This window comes from Clostridium paraputrificum AGR2156, from assembly GCF_000424025.1.
Taxonomy (GTDB): domain Bacteria; phylum Bacillota; class Clostridia; order Clostridiales; family Clostridiaceae; genus Clostridium; species Clostridium paraputrificum.
In genome coordinates this window covers 370,774-390,674 of the sequence record NZ_KE384122.1, presented here as the reverse complement: position 1 = coordinate 390,674, position 19,901 = coordinate 370,774, and the positions used below count along the sequence as shown (strand labels likewise).

The 19,901-nt window shown below is 31.0% G+C and carries 21 protein-coding genes; all 21 read right to left on the bottom strand.

Annotated features, from left to right (window positions below; genetic code table 11):
- Position 1 precedes the first annotated feature (1 nt).
- The 21 genes from recO to G594_RS0116590 all read right to left on the bottom strand — a co-directional run bounded on the left by recO (position 2) and on the right by G594_RS0116590 (position 19,843).
- Entirely contained in the window at positions 2–751 is a 750-nt protein-coding gene (gene recO, locus G594_RS0116690) for a DNA repair protein RecO (protein WP_027099589.1), read from the bottom strand.
- An 11-nt stretch (positions 752–762) separates the two neighbouring features.
- Positions 763–1,653, bottom strand: coding sequence for a GTPase Era (era, locus tag G594_RS0116685; protein ID WP_027099588.1), 891 nt, complete (start codon positions 1,651–1,653; stop codon positions 763–765).
- An 8-nt stretch (positions 1,654–1,661) separates the two neighbouring features.
- Positions 1,662–2,060 (bottom strand): cytidine deaminase, encoded by a 399-nt coding sequence (locus tag G594_RS0116680; RefSeq protein WP_027099587.1) that lies wholly within the window; start codon positions 2,058–2,060, stop codon positions 1,662–1,664.
- Positions 2,061–2,137: 77 nt separating this feature from the next.
- On the bottom strand, positions 2,138–2,839 hold the full coding sequence (locus tag G594_RS0116675) for a diacylglycerol kinase (RefSeq protein ID WP_027099586.1): 702 nt from the start codon (positions 2,837–2,839) through the stop codon (positions 2,138–2,140).
- A 24-nt stretch (positions 2,840–2,863) separates the two neighbouring features.
- Entirely contained in the window at positions 2,864–3,364 is a 501-nt protein-coding gene (gene ybeY / locus G594_RS0116670; protein WP_027099585.1) for an rRNA maturation RNase YbeY, read from the bottom strand.
- Positions 3,365–3,423: 59 nt separating this feature from the next.
- Positions 3,424–5,490 (bottom strand): HD family phosphohydrolase, encoded by a 2,067-nt coding sequence (locus G594_RS0116665; RefSeq protein WP_027099584.1) that lies wholly within the window; start codon positions 5,488–5,490, stop codon positions 3,424–3,426.
- Between the two features lie 27 nt (positions 5,491–5,517).
- Positions 5,518–6,645: a sporulation protein YqfD gene (gene yqfD / locus G594_RS0116660; RefSeq protein ID WP_027099583.1), complete on the bottom strand. Its 1,128-nt coding sequence runs from the start codon at positions 6,643–6,645 to the stop codon at positions 5,518–5,520.
- Positions 6,642–6,929, bottom strand: a complete 288-nt coding sequence (yqfC, locus tag G594_RS0116655) for a sporulation protein YqfC (protein WP_027099582.1) — start codon at positions 6,927–6,929, stop codon at positions 6,642–6,644. Before yqfC ends, yqfD begins: the two co-directional genes overlap by 4 nt.
- Positions 6,930–7,215: 286 nt before the next feature.
- Positions 7,216–7,668 carry a GatB/YqeY domain-containing protein gene (locus tag G594_RS0116650; RefSeq protein ID WP_027099581.1) on the bottom strand — a complete coding sequence of 151 codons (453 nt, stop codon included), beginning with the start codon at positions 7,666–7,668 and terminating at the stop codon, positions 7,216–7,218.
- A gap of 30 nt (positions 7,669–7,698) precedes the next feature.
- A complete protein-coding gene (gene rpsU, locus G594_RS0116645; protein WP_027099580.1) occupies positions 7,699–7,875 on the bottom strand; it encodes a 30S ribosomal protein S21 in 177 nt (58 codons plus the stop codon).
- Between the two features lie 121 nt (positions 7,876–7,996).
- Positions 7,997–8,341 carry a histidine triad nucleotide-binding protein gene (locus tag G594_RS0116640; protein WP_027099579.1) on the bottom strand — a complete coding sequence of 115 codons (345 nt, stop codon included), beginning with the start codon at positions 8,339–8,341 and terminating at the stop codon, positions 7,997–7,999.
- A 29-nt stretch (positions 8,342–8,370) separates the two neighbouring features.
- On the bottom strand, positions 8,371–9,678 hold the full coding sequence (mtaB, locus tag G594_RS0116635) for a tRNA (N(6)-L-threonylcarbamoyladenosine(37)-C(2))-methylthiotransferase MtaB (RefSeq protein ID WP_027099578.1): 1,308 nt from the start codon (positions 9,676–9,678) through the stop codon (positions 8,371–8,373).
- Positions 9,678–10,439, bottom strand: coding sequence for an RsmE family RNA methyltransferase (locus tag G594_RS0116630; RefSeq protein WP_027099577.1), 762 nt, complete (start codon positions 10,437–10,439; stop codon positions 9,678–9,680). Before G594_RS0116630 ends, mtaB begins: the two co-directional genes overlap by 1 nt.
- 16 nt (positions 10,440–10,455) lie before the next feature.
- Complete coding sequence (gene prmA, locus G594_RS0116625; protein WP_027099576.1) at positions 10,456–11,397, bottom strand: 50S ribosomal protein L11 methyltransferase; 942 nt, start codon at positions 11,395–11,397, stop codon at positions 10,456–10,458.
- A gap of 123 nt (positions 11,398–11,520) precedes the next feature.
- Positions 11,521–13,065 (bottom strand): nitrite/sulfite reductase, encoded by a 1,545-nt coding sequence (locus G594_RS0116620; protein ID WP_027099575.1) that lies wholly within the window; start codon positions 13,063–13,065, stop codon positions 11,521–11,523.
- A 161-nt stretch (positions 13,066–13,226) separates the two neighbouring features.
- Positions 13,227–14,354: a molecular chaperone DnaJ gene (dnaJ, locus tag G594_RS0116615; protein ID WP_027099574.1), complete on the bottom strand. Its 1,128-nt coding sequence runs from the start codon at positions 14,352–14,354 to the stop codon at positions 13,227–13,229.
- 98 nt (positions 14,355–14,452) lie between these two features.
- Positions 14,453–16,312, bottom strand: coding sequence for a molecular chaperone DnaK (gene dnaK / locus G594_RS0116610; protein WP_027099573.1), 1,860 nt, complete (start codon positions 16,310–16,312; stop codon positions 14,453–14,455).
- A gap of 64 nt (positions 16,313–16,376) precedes the next feature.
- Positions 16,377–16,991: a nucleotide exchange factor GrpE gene (grpE, locus tag G594_RS0116605; RefSeq protein ID WP_027099572.1), complete on the bottom strand. Its 615-nt coding sequence runs from the start codon at positions 16,989–16,991 to the stop codon at positions 16,377–16,379.
- Between the two features lie 29 nt (positions 16,992–17,020).
- Positions 17,021–18,052: a heat-inducible transcriptional repressor HrcA gene (gene hrcA / locus G594_RS0116600; RefSeq protein WP_027099571.1), complete on the bottom strand. Its 1,032-nt coding sequence runs from the start codon at positions 18,050–18,052 to the stop codon at positions 17,021–17,023.
- A 173-nt stretch (positions 18,053–18,225) separates the two neighbouring features.
- The gene (hemW, locus tag G594_RS0116595) at positions 18,226–19,350 is read right to left on the bottom strand and encodes a radical SAM family heme chaperone HemW (protein ID WP_027099570.1); all 1,125 of its coding nucleotides are present in this window, start codon (positions 19,348–19,350) and stop codon (positions 18,226–18,228) included.
- Positions 19,351–19,405: 55 nt separating this feature from the next.
- Positions 19,406–19,843, bottom strand: coding sequence for a hypothetical protein (locus G594_RS0116590; RefSeq protein WP_027099569.1), 438 nt, complete (start codon positions 19,841–19,843; stop codon positions 19,406–19,408).
- Positions 19,844–19,901 lie beyond the last annotated feature (58 nt).

Sequence of the window (19,901 nt, the reverse complement as noted above, 5' to 3'; positions counted from 1 at the left end):
CTCACTCCTTAATATAATTTAACATCTCTAAACTTTTAGGTTTCTTAGCATAACTAGAAGAAATAATAAAAGTGGTCACCTTTTCCATTTCCTTTTTTATTTCATCTGTAAGATTTAGTCTATAAACTTTATCTGATGAAACATTGGATAAATATTTAAGAGCATTATATGCTCCTTTAGATATGTACACCCCATGCTCTTTATTACACTCTTCACAAACCCCTCCAAAATAGGAAAGACTTATATAATTAGATACTGCTATTTTCTTCTTACATACGCTACAACTTTCTAAATTTAATCCATACCCAGTTGCCTTTAAAAGTTTTAATTCAAAAGCTCTTATTAGAAGCTCATAATCTAAAGCATCTGTATTTAATAAATATAAAGTAGTTATAAACTCTTTGAATAGAAGTTGATTTACTTCCCCTTCTAATATAGCAATATCTATTAGCTCACATATATATGATGAATATGTCAATTTATCTAGATTATTCATTAAACCTTGAAAAGAATTGATTATTTTCCCCTCTTGTAAATTATACAGTGTTTTCCCCCTAAATACCATATATTCACAGTAACATAGAGGTAGAGTAACAGAAAAAAGTTTATTCTTACTTTTTTTTGCACCTCTAGCCACCGTTGTAATCTTCCCATAGTTATCAGTATATAACCAAACTAGTTTATCATTTTCTTTATAATCTAGGGTCTTTATTACTACCCCATTACACTTAACAAGTGACAGAATAACCATCCCCTAATAATCTATTTTACTTTTTTATATCCTAATTCCTTTAATAAGTTTTGATTGTCTCTCCATTCTTTTCTTACTTTAACCCATATTTTTATATTTACCTTTGTATGCAAGAACCTTTCTAACTCATATCTAGCCGTCTCTCCAATTCTCTTTAAGGACTGACCGTTTTTTCCTATTATTATCCCTTTGTGAGAGTCCTTTTCACATATTAAGTCCACTTCTATATGATAAGTACCATTTTCACTTTGTTTCATTTGAATAACATCTACAGCTATCCCATGAGGAACTTCATCTCTTAAACATCTTAAAGCTTTTTCTCTTACAATTTCAGATACTACGAATCTTTCTTGAACATCTGTTATCATATCCTCTGGATAATACATAGGGCCTTCTGGCAATTCATTAACCATAAGCTCTAATAATGTATCAACATTTTTTCCCTTAAGAGCTGATATAGGTATTATCTCTTTAAAGTTAAATTCATTTGATAAATCCATCAGTGATTTAGCCACTCTATCTTGAGTAGATTCATCAACCTTATTTAACACAAGAAAAACAGGTGCTTTACTATTTTTTAGAGACTCTAGTATAAACTTATCCCCTCTACCTATTTCATCATCAGGATTAGTTAAAAATAGTACTAAATCTACATCCTTCATTGAATCTTTTGCTGAATTTACCATATACTCACCTAACTTATGCTTAGGCTTATGTATTCCTGGTGTATCAACGAATACAATTTGATACTCCTTAGTTGTTAATATAGTTTGAATATTATTTCTTGTTGTTTGTGGTTTATTAGAAACTATTGATAACTTTTCCCCCATTAAATAATTCATTAAAGTTGACTTTCCAACATTGGGTCTCCCAACAATAGTTACAAATCCTGATTTAAACATTCTTCCTCCTATTTCTCCAAGTCCTTCTTAGTAAAAGTACCTGGCATAACTTCATCTAAAGTTGTTTCTAAAACTTCATTTTCATTTTTTATTATATAGATTTTCATATCTCCACTTTCTGCAAACTCAGATATTACTTGCCTACAGATTCCACAAGGATATGTAAATGCTTTAACATCTCCTATTAATGCTAATTCTTTTAACTTTCTATTTCCATTTGCAACCCCACTAAATATAGCTGTTCTTTCAGCACAGTTAGTTGCTCCAAAAGATGCATTTTCAACATTGCATCCTACATATATATTTCCATCTTCAAATAAAGCTGCTGCTCCCACCTTAAAATTAGAATATGGACAGTATGCATTCTCTCTTGCTTCTATAGCTTTTAATATTAACTCTTTATTCACTTTACTTCCTCCAAGATACACAATAATTTTATATTTATATACTCATATTATGTGTATTTTTCATTATATCATTATAATTATAATTTGAATATGGTAAAAATCAATAAGGTTATAAGCATACCAAATATAGCTCCTACAATAACTTCAGATAATGTATGAACCTCGGAATCCACCCTACTTTGCGCTGTAATAAATGCCATTAAATAGCTTAACATTATACAAGTTGGTTCTTCAGTAATTAAAGCTATTGCCGTAGCTATAGAAAAGGATAGTGCACTATGTCCACTAGGCATTCCACCCTTAAGAGGAGTTCCTTCTCCAAATATAGCTTTTACTATTATAGTTGAAAAACTCACTATAACTAAGACTATCAATATAGTATATGGCTCATTATTTTTAACTTTGTGTATTACCTCATAAGATATATCAGATAGTTTATCCCAAAAAACAACATATCCCACCACTATAGCATTAATAGCAGTTATTAGCACTGCTCCTGCTGCTGCATTTTTAGCTATCTTTGCTAATGGATGATAATAATTAGTAGTCATATCAATAGCTGCTTCTATAGCGGTATTGATTAGTTCAGCAGCAATAACTATAGCTACAGTTATTGCAATTATTAAAAATTCTATCTTAGATATATCAAAACAAAAACAAGCTATTAAAACGCCTATAGCAGCTACAAGATGTATTTTCATATTTCTTTGAGTTCTCACTGTATCAATAATACCATTTATAGCATGATTGAAGCTATCTACCATCTTTTTCAACTTCACTTTTCATCATCACCCACTTATATTCTATCTTCTAATATCTAATTGCCCTAATATTTCTTCTTCCCTTTTTCTCATAACTTTTTTCTCATCCTCTTCCATATGATCATACCCCAATAGATGTAGTACTGAATGAACTACTAAATATGAAGCTTCCCTTTTAAAGGAATGATTATATTCTTTACTCTGTTCTAAGGCTTTTTCTAAAGATAATACTATATCTCCTAAAACCAGCTCTTCACCATCCATATAAGTTTCATCAAATTCATAATTCTTATATACATCTTTAAAAGCCTTATCTTTTGGATAGTCTAACATAGGAAAAGATAGCACATCTGTTTCTTTATCTATATTTCTAGTTTCATTGTTTATTTCTCTAATTTCATCATTATCTACAAATAATAATGAAATTTCAAATGGTATATTAACTTCTTCTTCCTTTAAAGCAAATTCTATTGTATGTTCTAATTCCTTTACTAATTCCTCTGTTACCTCTATTTTTTCTTGTCTGTTATCTGTATATATCATTTATTTTCTCCCTTTTCATATTTTTTAAAGGGGTGAGTTAAAAACTCATCCCCTTTATTTTAAGCTTTTGCTTTTTCTGTTGGATATTCTATCCTTTGATGATATATTCCATTTAAAGTCTTTAAAAAACACTTTCTAATTGTTTCTAAATCCTTTAATGTCAAATCACAATCATTAAGTTGACCAGAATGAAGTTTATCTTTAATAATATTATTGACCATTTCTTCTATTTTACCCTTAGTAGGCTCATTTATTGATCTCACTGCAGCTTCAACAGAATCTGCTAGCATTATTATCCCAGCTTCCTTAGTACTTGGTATAGGGCCTGGATATCTAAAATCTTCTTCTCTAACTTCATCAGGATTTTCAGAATTATTTTTTACAGTATAATAGAAATATTTAACCAAGGTTGTACCATGATGCTGTGCTATTATATCTTGTATTACTTCTGGTATATTGTATTCCTTAGCTAATTCTAATCCCTCTTTAACATGAGATATTATTATTAAAGTACTTAAATTAGCAGTTATTTTATCATGAGGGTTTTCTTTACTAATTTGATTTTCCTTAAAGAAATATGGCCTAGTAGTTTTACCAACATCATGATAATAAGCTCCTATTCTTGCTATTACCGGATTAGCCTTAACCTCTTCTGCTGCAAGCTCTGCTAAATTAGCAACTAGCATGCTATGATGGTATGTCCCTGGAGCTTCCATTAATAATTTCTTTAAAAGAGGGGTGTTAGGATTACTTAATTCTAACAATTTTAATGTAGTTACTATATTAAATGTAGACTCTAAAAATGGTAATAAACCTGTAGCTAAAACCCCTGCAAACACAGTTCCTATTATAGAAAAAGCACTATTTAAAAATATATCTTTTAAATTGCTTGATAAAATAACACCTGTTGCAAATGTTATAACTCCAGATAAAACTGCAATATATAATGTTGAATAAAGTATATCGTTTCTTTGTTGCATCTTCCTTAGTATAGTAGCACCTACTAATGCATTTACTATTGCAATTATTATCACTTGAGAGTTAAACCCTGTTAATGCAGCAACTATGATAACATTCATGGAGTTAACAAATAGTGATATCTTGTAATTAATAAGCATAGTCATAAGTAATGGAGCTAACGCTAATGGTATCATAAAAGGAGATGCAAAACTTACACATCTAACTAATATTAAGGAAAATACATTTATTAAATTAATTAAGACCAACTTCTTAAAATCTAAATAAATACTTCTATAGTTTTTGTAAATGTAGAAGAATTCAATCCCCATAATAGAACTTAAAAGTATTGCTAGAACAATATATAGAAGTATTACACCTTCTCCAGCAGAATCTCCTATCAACCCTAATTCAGTCAAAATTTCTATTTGTCTTGACGTAACAGGCTCACCTTTTTGCACTATTATCTGGTTCTTCTTTATTACTACCTTTTCTGTATTTTTTTGAACTTCTTTAATCTTTTCTTCTGTTTTTTCTTTATCATAATAAAAATTTGGTTTTATTTGTTCTATTATAATATTATTTAATACATTACTTATATTCGAATTTAAGTTAAGAGCCTTTACTCTTTCACTGGCTAAGCTTCTAGCATCAGATATGCTTTCACTATCCTCATCTTCAATATTTTTTACATATACAGAATCTATTATTTCTAAAGCTTCAGACTTTAATTTAACCAATGTGTCTTTTGGTATTGATAATAAGAACTTACAAGCACTTTCATCTAAGGTAATCCCCTCAACTTTTCTTAGTTCTACTATCTTTTCCTTCTCATCTAACTCCATAGCACTTAAACTTATTAACTTTTCAAACAATGTATTTATATTATTCTCTGCAGCAATTTTCACTTCTGCTTTTAATGTATATTGTTTATCTACTTTAGATAAAGCTTCTTTTAACTTTTCTTCCGAAGCTTGTTCATCTACTGTTTCTCTTTGGGCTACTATATCTTCTCTTGCTATATCTCCTTCCTGTAACTCATACTTAGTTGGAGCAATAGCTGTTATCAATAAAAAATAAGTTACCACAAAACTTATGGTAAATAATAAAATTCTCTTAGGTTTATAATTGCCCTTTTTAGTTTCCCTTCTTTTTAAACTCATGTTCATCACCTTCTTACTTGTACATCACTTATATTATGATACACTGGCTATATCCTGTTCAACTACAAACGTCACCTTAACACGTAACTTACCTTCACCTATGTCTTCTGTATACACGTCTTTATCAGCAATCTTGTAATCATTACTCAAAGTTCTTTCAAATGATTTCGTTAATTGTTCAGTTGCAGTTTTAATTGCTTCTTCCTTATCTAAATTTACTTCTTTCTCTGCTCTCTCAAAATACGTTGTAGTTTTAATAAAACCTTTTTCATCTTCTATTTTATCATAATACTTAAAGTTATTTATAGCTTTTTTCAAGTAAATTTTCCTGCCAAAGAAAGATACATAAATATCCCTACCTCTTTTACCAGTCTTCTCAAGCTTAGAACCACTCACCTGCACTTCCATTTCTTTCTCATAAAATGTATTAGCTATAACTATTCCCTTTGCAGGCACTTCATATTCCTCTCCTTCTTTCCCTTGCATTCCCTTTATTAAAACATCTCCCGCATTAACAAAATCCCCTGGGCTTACATTACTAGTACCAGAAGATACAAAAACTCTTTTTATCTCTCCACCGACTTTAGCCACACAATCTCCAGATGTATCACTAATTGGTTTTGGAGGATTAACCTTCTCTTCAATGACTATTTTCAATGTAGATCCTTCCACTCTTGCTCTTATCCATAATATATCGCTATTTATATCTGCAGCTTTATCTTCTATATTATAAACATCAATCTTACTTTTCTTTATGCCTGGCTCAATACCAATTTTCTTTAATTCTTTTCTAACCTGATAAGGTGACAAGTTATTTCCTGTTTGTATATCTATAGACCATATATAGGTTGACAAGTAAAATATCCCTATTATAAATATCAACAAACCTAACACCAATGATATTTGTCTCTTTAGTCTAGATATTAGAAACACCCAACCATTTTTACTTATTATCTTAATTTTACCGCCACATCTTTTAACAGCACCTACTACTTCATTATAGTCATTATATTCAATTTCTAACCTAATTGTAGTTATATCAATCTTAACAATGTTCTTAGATTTTATCCCACTGTTCCATAGAAGGTTAAGTATTCTTTCAGGTGATTTTGCACTTATTTCAACTATTATATTTCCAACTTTTAATTTATCTAATATCATTTTTGTTTATCCTCATAGATAATTGTTTTAAATTTTCCAGTTATACTTATAGTTGATCCCCCTATGTACAAAATTTCAAAATCACTTCCCTCTATATTTATATTGCCAACCTTAGAGTTTACTTTAATTAGATTTTTCTCAAAACTAGATATCCCTTTATGATTTTCTATAGTTATTTCTTTATTCCCTGTAATAATTATCTTAGGAATATCCATTACTATTTCTGCTGGCAAATCAAATTTATCTACTAAGATTTCTCTACCTTTATTTAATTTTTCCTCCACCTCTAATCCCCCGTTTTTATATTTCTATCATTGTAATTTATGATTAAAATATAAAAAAAAGAACAATTAGAATATGTTAATCCTTATAGTTAGTATAAAAAAATGGAATTTATATTTATTTTTCTAGTTCCATAGCAAGCTCCAAATCATAGAAAAACAAATATCCATTTCCTTCGTACTCAAGGTAATTAAATTAAAAAAATAGAGTTTAAGGCTGATATTAGCCTTAAACTCTATTTTAATGACTCATACAAAACAATAAAAAGAACTCGAAGAGTTCTTCTTATTATTTATTAGTTAAATATTCTTTTACTATTTGACTAACAAGCTTGCCATCTGCTCTACCTAATGTCTTAGGTCTAACAATTGCCATAACTTTTCCCATGTCTTTAATGCTACTAGCGCCCGCTTCAATAGCTGATTCTTCAATAATTTGCCTTATTTCCCCTTCACTTAACTGCTGAGGAAGGTAATTTAACAAAATTTCTATCTCAGCTTTTGACTGATCAACCAAATCCTGTCTATTTCCCTTTTCAAACTCAAGCATTGCTTCTCTTCTTTGCTTGACTTCTTTAGCTAATATTTCTATAGCTAGCGCATCATCCGCTGTTATTCCATCAGTCTTTTCAACTAATAAAATCGCAGACTTTGCTGTACTTATAACGTTAGCTTTAAATTTATCTTTAGCCTTTAAAGCAGTTTTCCAATCTTCTTGAAGTCTTTCTTTTACTGTTGGCATATACACATACCTTCTTTCAAAAAGAACGTTCTATTTGAACTTTCTCTTTCTAGCAGCTTCTGATTTCTTCTTTTTCTTAACGCTTGGCTTTTCGTAGTGTTCTCTCTTTCTTACTTCTGAAAGAACTCCAGCTCTTGCACATTTTCTCTTAAATCTTCTTAACGCATTTTCAAGAGTTTCGTTTTCTCCAACTTTGATTTCTGACATTAATTATCCCTCCCTCCGCTAGCTAAAATTCTAAATTCAACTCAGCTACGGGCTTAATAACACATGCTATATTATACAATAGTAAGGTTGCTTGTGTCAATAATTCTTAAAAATTTAACTATTAGCCTGGAGGCCAATTTAAACTTCTTCCTCCAAGAACATGAAAATGCATATGATGTACAGTTTGACCTCCATCATTCCCTGTATTATTTACAATTCTGTAGCCTTTTTCAGCAATACCTAGCTCACTAACTAGTTTATTAATTACTAAGAAAATATGTGCGACCACAGATGCATTTTCTTCTTTTAAGGCATTAGCACTTTCTATATGCTCCTTAGGTATTACCAAAAAGTGTATAGGTGCTTCTGGACTTATATCATAAAAAGCATATACCTTTTCATCTTCATATACTTTTTTACTTGGTATTTCACCCTTTATGATTTTACAAAAAATACAATCTTCCATAAATTCACCCCCTTCTAATAGTAACTTTTTTATTTCACAAGAGTAGCTACAGCATAATCTCCTAAAGCTTCTTCTATCTTGCAATTTACTATTTGACCTTTTAAGTTTTCTTCTATACCTTTAACTTCAACCTTAACATAGTTTCTAGTATATCCTTCATATACATCATCTTTCCCTTTTACTGGTTGTTCTATAAGTACATCCATAACTCTACCAACAATAAATCTAGTAAAGTCACCTTCATTTTTATCATTTAATTCTATAAGAGCTTTACTTCTTTTATCCTTAACTGTTCCATCTAATTGATTTGGCATAGTTGCAGCCTTTGTACCTTCTCTTGGACTATATTTAAACACATGAGTTTTTGTAAGCTTTATTCTCTTTAAGAATTCATAAGTTTCATTAAATTCTTCTTCTGTTTCTCCAGGGAAGCCAACTATAACGTCAGTTGTAATAGAAACATCTTTAATATTTTCTCTTAAAATATTAACTATTCTTTCATACTCTTCAGCTGTGTACCTTCTATTCATTCTCTTTAATGTAGCATTACATCCACTTTGAAGAGAAAGGTGGAACTGAGGACATAGCTTCTTCATATTCCTAATTTTTTCAATTACTTCTGGAGTAAAGAAAGCTGGTTCTATAGATCCTATTCTTACTCTTTCAATACCATCTAGTTTTTCTATTTCTTCTAATAAATCAACCAAAGTGATTTCACCATCTAAATCTAGCCCATATGATGCAGTATGAATTCCTGATAATATTATTTCCTTAAATCCATGTTCTGATAACTTATTTATTTCGTCAAGAACTTGTCTTGGTTCCTTTGAACATACTGATCCCCTAGAATAAGGTATTATACAGTATGCACAGAATCTATTACATCCATCTTGGATTTTTAAGAATGCTCTTGTCTTATCTTGATACTCTTCTATATTTAATGCCTCAAATTTCTTATTTCTTAATACACTTTCAACGTATATTTGTGCTGTTTGTTCATCTCTAGCTTTATTTACATAATAAACTACATCACCCTTATTTCTAGTCCCAAGAACAACATCAACGCCTTCTATTGCTGAAACTTCCTTTGGTGCTATTTGTGAATAACATCCTACAACAGCTATTATAGCATCCGGATTAAGTCTTCTAGCTCTACTTATAATTTGTCTAGATTTCTTATCTCCCATATTGGTTACTGTACATGTATTTATAACATAGACATCAGCAACTTCTGTAAACTCTGTCACCTCATATCCTTCTCTTATAAACTTTTCTGCCATAGCTTCTGATTCATAATGATTAACTCTACATCCTAATGTAGAAAATGCAACCTTCATTAAACATTTCCTCCTAAATCACCTAACTCATATTGCACTAAAGCAGTTGCTGTAAATCCAGCTGTTTCCGTTCTTAGAATCCTACTTCCTAGCGTAATAATATAGGCACCTTTTTCTTTTAGTCTTTCAATTTCTTCTTCCTCAAAACCGCCTTCTGGTCCAACCATTATACCGATCTTTTTAACATTATCTAATCTTCCACTATCCCTTAAATCCTTTATTACACCTTTAATTCCAAAGTTTTCAGTGTTCTCATAAGGAACTAAGAATAAATCTAATTTCTCTAATTCCTCTAAAACATCATCAAATGATATTGGCTCATCTACCCTTGGAATAAGGCTTCTCTTACTTTGCTTTGCAGCTTCAAGAGCTATTCTATTAAGCCTATCAAGCTTCTTAAACTCTCCCTTAAGTTTAACATCTACTCTATCAGTAATAGTTGGTACAAACTTTGATATTCCAAGTTCAGTACCCTTTTGAACTATAAGGTCCATCTTTTGTGACTTAGGAAGACCTTGGTATAAATAGATTTCTATTGGACTTTCATTATCTACATCTAACTTTTCTAGTATATCTATAATAACTTCAGTCTTTGAGATACTTTTTATTTTCCCAAGGAATTCATCACCTATGCAGTTATTTAAAACTACCTCTTCCCCCTCAATTAATCTTAAAACCTTATATATATGTTTAACATCATCACCTAATATTTTTCCTTCATTAAAATTAATATTTTCAGCAGGTGTGAAAAACTTATGCATATACTTCTCTCCTTAACTACTTAAGTTTTGCTATTATGCAGTTCCATTCCCCATCCTTATTAACCTTAACAACTTCAAAACCGCATTCTTCTAACTTATTAGTAACCATTTCTACTCTATCATGTATAATTCCTGATGTTATAAAGTATCCATTTGGCTTAATTACTCTACTTACATCTTCAGTTAATATACAGATAATTTCTGCTATAATGTTAGCTACAACTATATCAGCCTTACCATCAATAACTTCAATTAAGTTTCCATGTAGAATTTCAATATTGTCTATGTTATTGAATCCTACATTTTCTTTCGCTGATTCTACCGCTACTGGATCTAAGTCAACTCCAACTGCAAGTTTTGCACCAAGCTTAGCTGCTGCAATGGCAAGTATTCCAGAACCACAACCAACATCAAATACAGTACTGTCTTTTTGAACATACTTTTCTAAAGCTTGAATACACATTCTTGTAGTTTCATGTTCACCTGTTCCAAATGCCATTCCTGGATCCAATTCAACTACTAATTCTTCATCTTTTACCTCATATTCTTCCCATATTGGTTTGACAACTATTTTCTCTCCTACCTTTGAAGGCTTATAGTACTTCTTCCAGTTGTTTGCCCAATCTTCTTCATACATTTTTTCAAACTCTACTTTACCTTCACCCACATCAATTCCTAATGATTTAATTTCTTCAACCTTTTTATTGATATAAGCTATTATTTCATCTATATTATCTTCTTCTGAAAAATACCCTTTAACAACTGCAAATTTACCCTTGTGTTCTAGTACATTTATATCTGCAAAGTCCCATGTTAACGGTCCTTGTTCTCTACCTAATATATCTTCTGGATCCTCTATAGCAACACCCTTACAATCTAGTCCGTAGAATATACCAGAAATCGGTTCTAAAGCCTCACTTTTGGTAATTACTCTAACCTCTATCCAAGTTCCTTCCAAAAAAATCAATCCTTTCGCTTATTCTTTGACTAATATAATATTTTACACTTTACATTTAAGTTATGTCAAGGAATGCCTTATATTAACAAAGGGTTGTATCAGCTTGGATACAACCCTTATATTTTATACTGAATATTTATTTACTAAGTTCATAAATTCATCTTCTTTTATGTAATCTTCAAACTTAATATTACCCTCTTCAAGCTTCATAGCTAACTCATATAAAAATTCTGGTATTCTCTCTGGTAACATATCTCCCTTAAATTCACCTAACCTTACATTTTCCACTGTAAAATCTCCATTTATAAACAATCCAAAAACATCTTTTACAGCATCATCTACTCTCTTCTTCTTACCTGTAAAGCCTATCTTTCCTATTTCATGTACTCCACATGAATTTGTACATCCTGAAATATGTACTCTTGGCATTAAATCTGAAGAATAATCTTTCCCTTTAAAGTAGTCTATTATATCAAACAATAACCCTTGACTATTACCTATTCCTATTTGACATGTTGGAACACCTATACACGCCACGCTATGATATATTTCAGCTTCTCCCCCCATCTTCTTAGTAATATTCAATAAGGTTTCTGCTTCTTTACCATTTAAGTTTCTAAAGTATACTCCTTCAGTCATTGCAAGTCTTACTTCTACATCCTCAAAGTTATCTATAGTATCTAAAATCTCTCTAAGATCCTCTAATTTCAATTGTCCTCCTACTGGATGCAAATATACAGTATAAAGTCCCTCTTGTTTTTGCTCTATTAATCTCTTATCTTTAACTTCTGTTTTTATTCCTTCTTTTTTTATCTCAGTAGGATGAAGCTTTAATTCTAATCCACCTTTTTCTTTTTCAGCTTTTGTATAAAGCTTAAATTGATTAACAAACTCTTCATCGCCCATTCTATCAGCTATATATCTAATTCTAGCTTTAGCTCTATTTTTATAGTCTCCTTCTGCTATAAAAAGATTAGTCATTCCTTCAATATAATAAAGAACGTCCTTAGCTTCTATCAATTCATCTAGTTCTATAGCTTTTCTTGGATTATTTCCAAGTCCTCCACCTATATAAACTTTGAAATATTCTTTTCCATCTCTCTTTACAGCAACAAAACCTAAATCTTGCACTGTACAATGAGCTGTATCCTTAAAAGAATTAGAAAAAGATACTTTTAACTTTCTAGGCAACTTATATGTATAAATCTTCTTTAGAAAGTGATTACCAACAGCTAATGCATATGGAGTTGGATCAAACTCTTCTTCCTTATCAACACCTGCTAAGGGTGAAAGAGCTACATTTCTTGGAAAGTTACCTCCAGCTCCTCTAGTAAATAAATTCACTTCTAATCCTTCCTTCATTAAATCACAAGCACCATCTAATGTTAACCCATGTAACTGTATTGCTTGTCGTGTTGTAAAGTGAATGCCACCAAGACTATGCTTTTTAGCATAGTCATAAATTAAATTTAATTCATCTGAATCAGTTACCCCAGAAGGTATTCTAAATCTTATCATAAACTCTTTTCCACCACGGTGTGCATACATCCCCATACCACCTGATTCATGTTTAAATTGCATCAAGTTTAATTCTCCATCTAAAAACTTATGACCAACCTTTCTAAAATCTTCAATTTCACCTAATAGTATTTCCTTTAAACTGTTCACATCTCCACCTCATATTAAAAGTTTTTCTTATGTTTCTATATAATCTATTCTATATTCATAGTTTTTCCAAGTCCAATAGGAATTATTTATACTATATATAGGAAAATTGTTATAAGAAAAAAAAGACTGTGAAAAAATACTATTCTTTCACAGTCTTTTCTTTATTTATTAAATAAATTAAATCCTTTTTTGTGAGACTTATGCTCGCCTTCAACAGCTTCACCAGTTGCTTCCATAAATGCAACTAAAGCTTCTTTGGCTTTATCACTTAAATTCTTAGGAATATCAACTACAACCTTAACGTATTGATCTCCTCTACCTGATGAATTAACTCTAGGAACACCTTTTCCTTTAAGTCTAAATAGAGTTCCTGATTGTGTTCCTGAAGGAACTGTGTACTTAACATCTCCATCAACAGTTGGAACTTTTATTTCTGTTCCAAGTGCAGCTTTAGCCATAGATATGTGAGTATCTACATATATATCATTACCCTTTCTAGTAAATTGCTTAGAAGGTGCAACTCTTATCTTAATATATAAATCTCCTGGTGAACCGCCATTTTCACCATGTTCACCTTGACCTCTAAGTGGCATTACATTACCTGTATCTACACCTGCTGGTATCTTAACAGTAATCTTTCTATTCTTTCTAACGTGACCTTTTCCATGACATGTATGACACGGAGTATCTATAACCTTACCTTTTCCTCCGCACTTATCACATGTAGTAGTACTTACAAAGCTTCCTAATGGAGTCTGCCTTTGTACTCTTACTTGACCTGAACCTCCACAAGTTGGACATGTATTAGCACTTGTTCCAGGCTCAGCACCTGATCCATGGCACTCCTCACAGTTTTCACTTCTTGTTATAGATATCTCTTTTTCTGTACCAAATACAGCTTCTTCAAATGTTAAACTTAAAGTATATTCAATATCATTTCCTCTTACTGGACCATTTCTTCTTCTACCTGATCCACCACCACCAAAGAATGTATCAAATATATCTCCAAAGCCTCCCATATCAGAGAAATCAAAGCCACCAAATCCACCTGCACCGAATCCTGCTCCTGGGTCAATTGTTCCAAATTGATCATATTGAGCTTTCTTTTCAGGATCAGAAAGCACTTGATAAGCTTCATTTATTTCTTTAAACTTTTGTTCAGCTTCCGTATCCCCTTGATTTTTGTCAGGATGGTATTTTATAGCTAGCTTTCTAAAGGCTCTTTTTATTTCATCATCACTAGCGCCCTTTTGAAGCCCTAGGACTTCGTAGTAGTCTCTGCTTGCCATCTATTTTTCACCCACCTAATTTTTATTAACTTTAGAAAAGGGAAGACGACTTTTGCCTTCCCTCTCTTATTATATAAGATTCATATTAATTGTGACAACTATTTATCTTCATCTACTTTAAAATCTGCATCTACAACATTGTCATCATGTGGAGCTGATCCTGCACCTGGGTTTCCTCCCATGTTGTTTGGATCAAAACCTGCACCTGCTGCTCCATTTGCATTAGCATCTGCATAAATCTTAGAAGATACAGCATAGAATTCTTGAGTTAATTCATCCATTGCCTTCTTGATAGCTTCTAAATCTTCACCATCTTTAATCTTCTTAACTTCTTCTAATTTAGCTTCAATCTTAGCCTTATCTTCAGCTGATACCTTATCTCCAAGTTCATTTAATGTCTTTTCAGTTTGGTAAACAACTTGATCAGCATTGTTATGAACTTCTATCTTTTCTTTTCTCTTCTTATCTTCTTCAGCGAACTTTTCAGCTTCCTTAACAGCTCTATCTACTTCATCATCACTTAAGTTAGTTGAAGCAGTGATTGTGATATTAGCTTCCTTACCAGTTCCCTTATCTACAGCTGATACCTTAACAATACCATTTGCATCTATATCAAAAGTAACTTCGATTTGAGGGATTCCTCTTGGAGCTGGAGCAATTCCTGATAGAGTAAATCTACCTAAAGTCTTATTATCAGCTGCCATTTGTCTTTCACCTTGAACGATATGAATTTCAACTGAAGTTTGACCATCTGCTGCTGTTGAGAACACTTGGCTCTTTCTTGCAGGGATAGTTGTATTTCTTTCTATTAATGCAGTAGCAACTCCACCTAAAGTTTCAATACCTAAAGTTAATGGAGTAACGTCTAATAATAATACGTCTTTAACTTCACCAGTTAAAACACCTGCTTGAATAGCTGCACCTATAGCAACACATTCATCTGGGTTAACTCCCTTTGAAGGATCTTTTCCTGTAAAGCTCTTAACTGCTTCTTGAACAGCTGGAATTCTTGTAGAACCACCAACTAAAATCACCTTATCAACTTGATTCATTGAAAGACCTGCATCAGATAATGCTTTCTTCATTGGCTCAATTGATCTTTGAACTAGATCATGAGTTAATTCATTGAATTTAGCTCTAGTTAAGTTCATATCTATATGCTTTGGACCAGTTGCATCAGCAGTTATGAATGGTAAGTTAATGTTTGTTTGAGTTGAAGATGATAATTCTATCTTAGCTTTTTCAGCTGCTTCTTTTAATCTTTGAAGAGCCATCTTATCATTTCTTAAATCTATACCATTTTCAGCTTTGAATGTTTCAGCAATGTAGTCCATAACCTTGTTATCAAAGTCATCTCCACCTAGCTTAGTATCCCCATTTGTTGATAATACTTCGAAAACTCCATCTCCAAGTTCTAGGATAGATACATCGAAAGTACCTCCACCTAGATCATAAACTAATATCTTTTCACTCTTATCAGTCTTATCTAAACCATATGCTAATGATGCAGCAGTTGGTTCGTTTATGATTCTTAATACTTCAAGCCCTGCTATCTTACCAGCATCCTTTGTCGCTTGTCTTTCAGCATCATTGAAGTAAGCAGGTACTGTAATAACTGCTTGAGAAACAGTTTCACCTAAGTAAGCTTCTGCATCAGCTTTGATTTTTTGAAGAATCATAGCTGAAATTTCTTGTGGTGAATAATCTTTACCGTCTATATTAGTTTTATGATTAGTTCCCATTTCTCTCTTAATTGATATTATTGTTTTATCTGGGTTTGTAATCGCTTGTCTTTTAGCTACTTGCCCAACTAATCTTTCTCCATTTGCTTGGAACGAAACTACTGATGGAGTAGTTCTAGCTCCTTCTGAGTTAGCTATAACGACTGGTTCTCCACCTTCCATTACTGCTACACATGAGTTTGTAGTACCTAAGTCAATACCTATAATTTTTCCCATAATTTATTCCTCCTCAAACATAGATAAAATCTAGTTTTTATTTCTTATATATTAAAATTTTTAATTAGTTAGCTACTTTGACTACAGTATGTCTAATTACCTTGTCGCCTCTTTTGTATCCTTTCATAAATACTTCAGCAACTACATTAGTTTCTAAAGATTCATCTTCAATATGCATTACTGCTTGGTGCAAATTAGGATCAAATTCTCCTGAAGCATCTATTTCTTCTACACCTAACTTATCAAATGAACTTTGAAGACCCTTTATTGTCATTTCAATACCTTTTTTTAGATCTTCTACACTTCCATCAGCTGCCAATGCTCTTTCTAAGTTATCAACAACTGGTAGTATTTCTTTTATTACATCTGCACAAGAATCTGTATAAATTCCTTCTTTTTCTTTAGCAGTTCTTTTTCTATAGTTTTCATATTCAGCAGTAACTCTAAGAAGTCTATCTTTTAAAGCTTCTACTTCATTATTAAGTCTTTTAACTTCATCCTTATTTTTTCTAAGCATAGCCAATTCATCCTCTTCACTTTCTCCATTAGTGCTTTCTTCTTGAGCTACTTCTTCATTTTCTAATATTTCTTCAACAACATCTTCCTGAACTACTTCTTCATTTATTTCCTCTGTAGTTTCTTTTAAGTCTTCTTGAACATTCTTATTTGTTTCTTCCATTATAAACTCTACACCTCTTCTCGTTATTTTTAATCTAAGCCTTGGCCTTTTAACATATCATTAAGTTCTTTCATAACTTGAGCCATTATTGAAATCACCCTTGAATAGTTAATCCTTTGTGGACCTATAAGCCCTATTGTACCAATTGGTCTATCTCCTAATGAGTATTCTGCTGATATTACACTACAATTTTTGGCTCCTGGTATATAATTTTCATCACCAATTTTTATTGTAATATCTCCTTTAGGTTCAATAAGCTCAATTACATAATCTTTATTATAAAGAAGATTTAATATCTCCTTAGCGCTTTCTATATCATTGTATTCTTGATAGTTAAATATATTTGTTGTTCCTTCCATGAATATTTCAGATGAATTTTCTTCTTTTAAACTATCATATAATGCTGTTACTATTGCATTAAACAAATCATCATATCCAACGAAATCTCTTTTTAAGTTATTTATTACCTCTAAGTTAATTTCGTCTATTGTAAGATTTTGCAATCTTGAATTTATGACTTTATTTATGGTTTGTAACTCTTCAACTGAAGGAACTTTAGCTACCTTTATTCTATGATTTTTAATTACTCCGCTATCAGTTACAATAACAGAAACCAAATTAAATTCATCTACCATCAATAATTGAACTGACTTAATATAGCTTTGTCTAACGGATGGTGTTTGTACTACACAGGTAAGATTAGTCAATTCAGAAAGTAAAGTGCTTGCTTGTTTTACAATTTTATCTACTTCTAGCATTGCACAATCAATAAGATATTTTTTAATCCTTAATTCTTCATCAATGGAAAGCTTTGACCTTTGCATTAAGTTATCAACATATAATCTATAACCTTTGCTAGATGGCACTCTCCCTGCTGATGTATGAGGTTGCTCTAAATATCCCATATCCTCTAAATCTGACATTTCATTTCTTATTGTTGCTGAACCAACACCTAAATCATACCTTTTTGCTATTGTTCTAGATCCCACTGGCTCACCAGTATTAATATAATCATTTATAATGGCTTCTAAAATTCTAATTTTTCTATCATCAATAGCCATAACCTCACCTCGTATTGTTAGCACTCACCAAGTTTGAGTGCTAATGACTATATTTAAAATATATTATTTCTTTATTCCTTTGTCAATTTCAAATACTTCTCACCTTTTTCTATTTTCTTCAAAAAACCATGATTATTTCACTTTATTTCTATTTTTCTTTAGTTTTCTAAATATTACAATATCATATCACTCATGACCATATTAGAAAGCTCTATACCTTTATCAGTTAAATATATTCTTCCTCTTTTTCTTTCTAATAATCCCTTGTTTATATTACCTTCAATAACATCTTTATAGACATTATCTACATCAGTATGAAATCTTCTTTTAAACTCTTCCTCTTCAATACCACAATTCATTCTTAATCCCATAAACATAAATTCTTCTATGTTATCATTTTTAGTATTTATAATCTCTTCATCTACTATACTTTTACCACTACCTATTCTTTTTATATACTCTCGTAAATCATCTATATTCTTTATTCTCTTTCCATCTATATACGAACTAGAAGATGCTCCAACTCCAATATATTCATTACACATCCAATACACTTCATTATGTAAACATTCTTTACCTTCCTTTGCATAATTAGAAATTTCATATTGGTGATACCCATTTTCTATAAGGATATTTTTGCATTTCTTATACATCTCTCTCTCTTCTTCCTCTGATGGAAGCTTTAACTTATCTTCATTATATAATTTATAAAAAGGTGTTCCTTCTTCAATAATTAAACTGTAGGCAGATATATGTTCTGGATTTAACTTTGCCACTTCTTCTAAACTATCAGTCCAATCCTTGACACTTTGGTTTGGCAATCCAAACATCATATCTATATTTATATTATTAAAACCTACACTTCTTGCTAAATTATAATTATCTTTAAAAGCTTCAAAAGTATGTATTCTTCCAATTCCCTTTAACAAATTATTTTTTGTAGTTTGTAACCCAAAACTTAATCTGTTAATTCCTCCGCCCTTCATAATATTAAACTTTTCTTCTGATACAGTACCTGGATTACATTCTATTGTTTTTTCTGCATCTTCAATAAAATTTATATTTTTTATTCCCTTCATTAGCTTACTTAAATTTTCTTCATTTAAATACGAAGGTGTTCCTCCTCCAATAAATAAACTTCTTACTTCATAGTCTTTTATTTTCTCTTTTAATTCAATTAATAAAGCCTCTATATAATCACTCATCAAGTCATCTTTTCTTGCATATGACGGAAAATCACAATAAAAGCACTTTTGCTTGCAAAAAGGTATATGAATATATAATGCTACTTCCTTCATAAATTAATTCCTCCCAAAACAAAAAGAGGCACTTTAATAGCACCCCTTAAGTTTATTATAGTAACGCTTCTGCTTCTTCTTTTAACAATTCTATTTTACTTTCAGCTTCTACAACCGAAAAATCATAAATTTCTTTAAAGTTAAAGAAATAATTTGCAAAGGCTATTTTTTTATCTCTTCTAATATCTAAACTAACAGCTATCTTATCAAGAAAATCTATTTCTTTATCTCCATATTCCCCATCAACTAAAGCTAGCCCAACTAATTCAAAATAAACTATAGACTTAATTCTATTTTTAGATTTTTTTAATACATTAATAATCTCTTCATAAGATAAATTTTTAATATCTTCTTCCTTTAAACTTAATTCATCTAAATAATCATATATTAATCTTTTTTCTTCCTTAGCAAATGTTTCATCCACTTTAGCAAATTGAGTTACTAAACTTAAAAAAGCACTAGCCTCTTCTGTATTTAATTCAGTTAAAAACATAATAATCCTCCTAATTAACTTCTCATTATTATCTTAAATCTATTTTATAGGATAATTA

Coding starts and splice junctions, on each gene's coding strand:
- era (WP_027099588.1), bottom strand. CDS start 1,653: ATGTTTAAATCAGGATTTGTAACTATTGTTGGGAGACCCAATGTTGGA.
- grpE (WP_027099572.1), bottom strand. CDS start 16,991: ATGGAAGAAACAAATAAGAATGTTCAAGAAGACTTAAAAGAAACTACA.
- yqfD (WP_027099583.1), bottom strand. CDS start 6,645: ATGATATTAGATAAATTAAAAGTTGGAAATATAATAGTTGAAATAAGT.
- dnaK (WP_027099573.1), bottom strand. CDS start 16,312: ATGGGAAAAATTATAGGTATTGACTTAGGTACTACAAACTCATGTGTA.
- hrcA (WP_027099571.1), bottom strand. CDS start 18,052: ATGGCTATTGATGATAGAAAAATTAGAATTTTAGAAGCCATTATAAAT.
- recO (WP_027099589.1), bottom strand. CDS start 751: ATGGTTATTCTGTCACTTGTTAAGTGTAATGGGGTAGTAATAAAGACC.
- G594_RS0116665 (WP_027099584.1), bottom strand. CDS start 5,490: ATGAACATGAGTTTAAAAAGAAGGGAAACTAAAAAGGGCAATTATAAA.
- rpsU (WP_027099580.1), bottom strand. CDS start 7,875: ATGTCAGAAATCAAAGTTGGAGAAAACGAAACTCTTGAAAATGCGTTA.
- mtaB (WP_027099578.1), bottom strand. CDS start 9,678: ATGAAGGTTGCATTTTCTACATTAGGATGTAGAGTTAATCATTATGAA.
- hemW (WP_027099570.1), bottom strand. CDS start 19,350: ATGAAGGAAGTAGCATTATATATTCATATACCTTTTTGCAAGCAAAAG.
- dnaJ (WP_027099574.1), bottom strand. CDS start 14,354: ATGGCAAGCAGAGACTACTACGAAGTCCTAGGGCTTCAAAAGGGCGCT.
- G594_RS0116630 (WP_027099577.1), bottom strand. CDS start 10,439: ATGCATAAGTTTTTCACACCTGCTGAAAATATTAATTTTAATGAAGGA.
- G594_RS0116650 (WP_027099581.1), bottom strand. CDS start 7,668: ATGCCAACAGTAAAAGAAAGACTTCAAGAAGATTGGAAAACTGCTTTA.
- ybeY (WP_027099585.1), bottom strand. CDS start 3,364: ATGATATATACAGATAACAGACAAGAAAAAATAGAGGTAACAGAGGAA.
- G594_RS0116640 (WP_027099579.1), bottom strand. CDS start 8,341: ATGGAAGATTGTATTTTTTGTAAAATCATAAAGGGTGAAATACCAAGT.
- G594_RS0116590 (WP_027099569.1), bottom strand. CDS start 19,843: ATGTTTTTAACTGAATTAAATACAGAAGAGGCTAGTGCTTTTTTAAGT.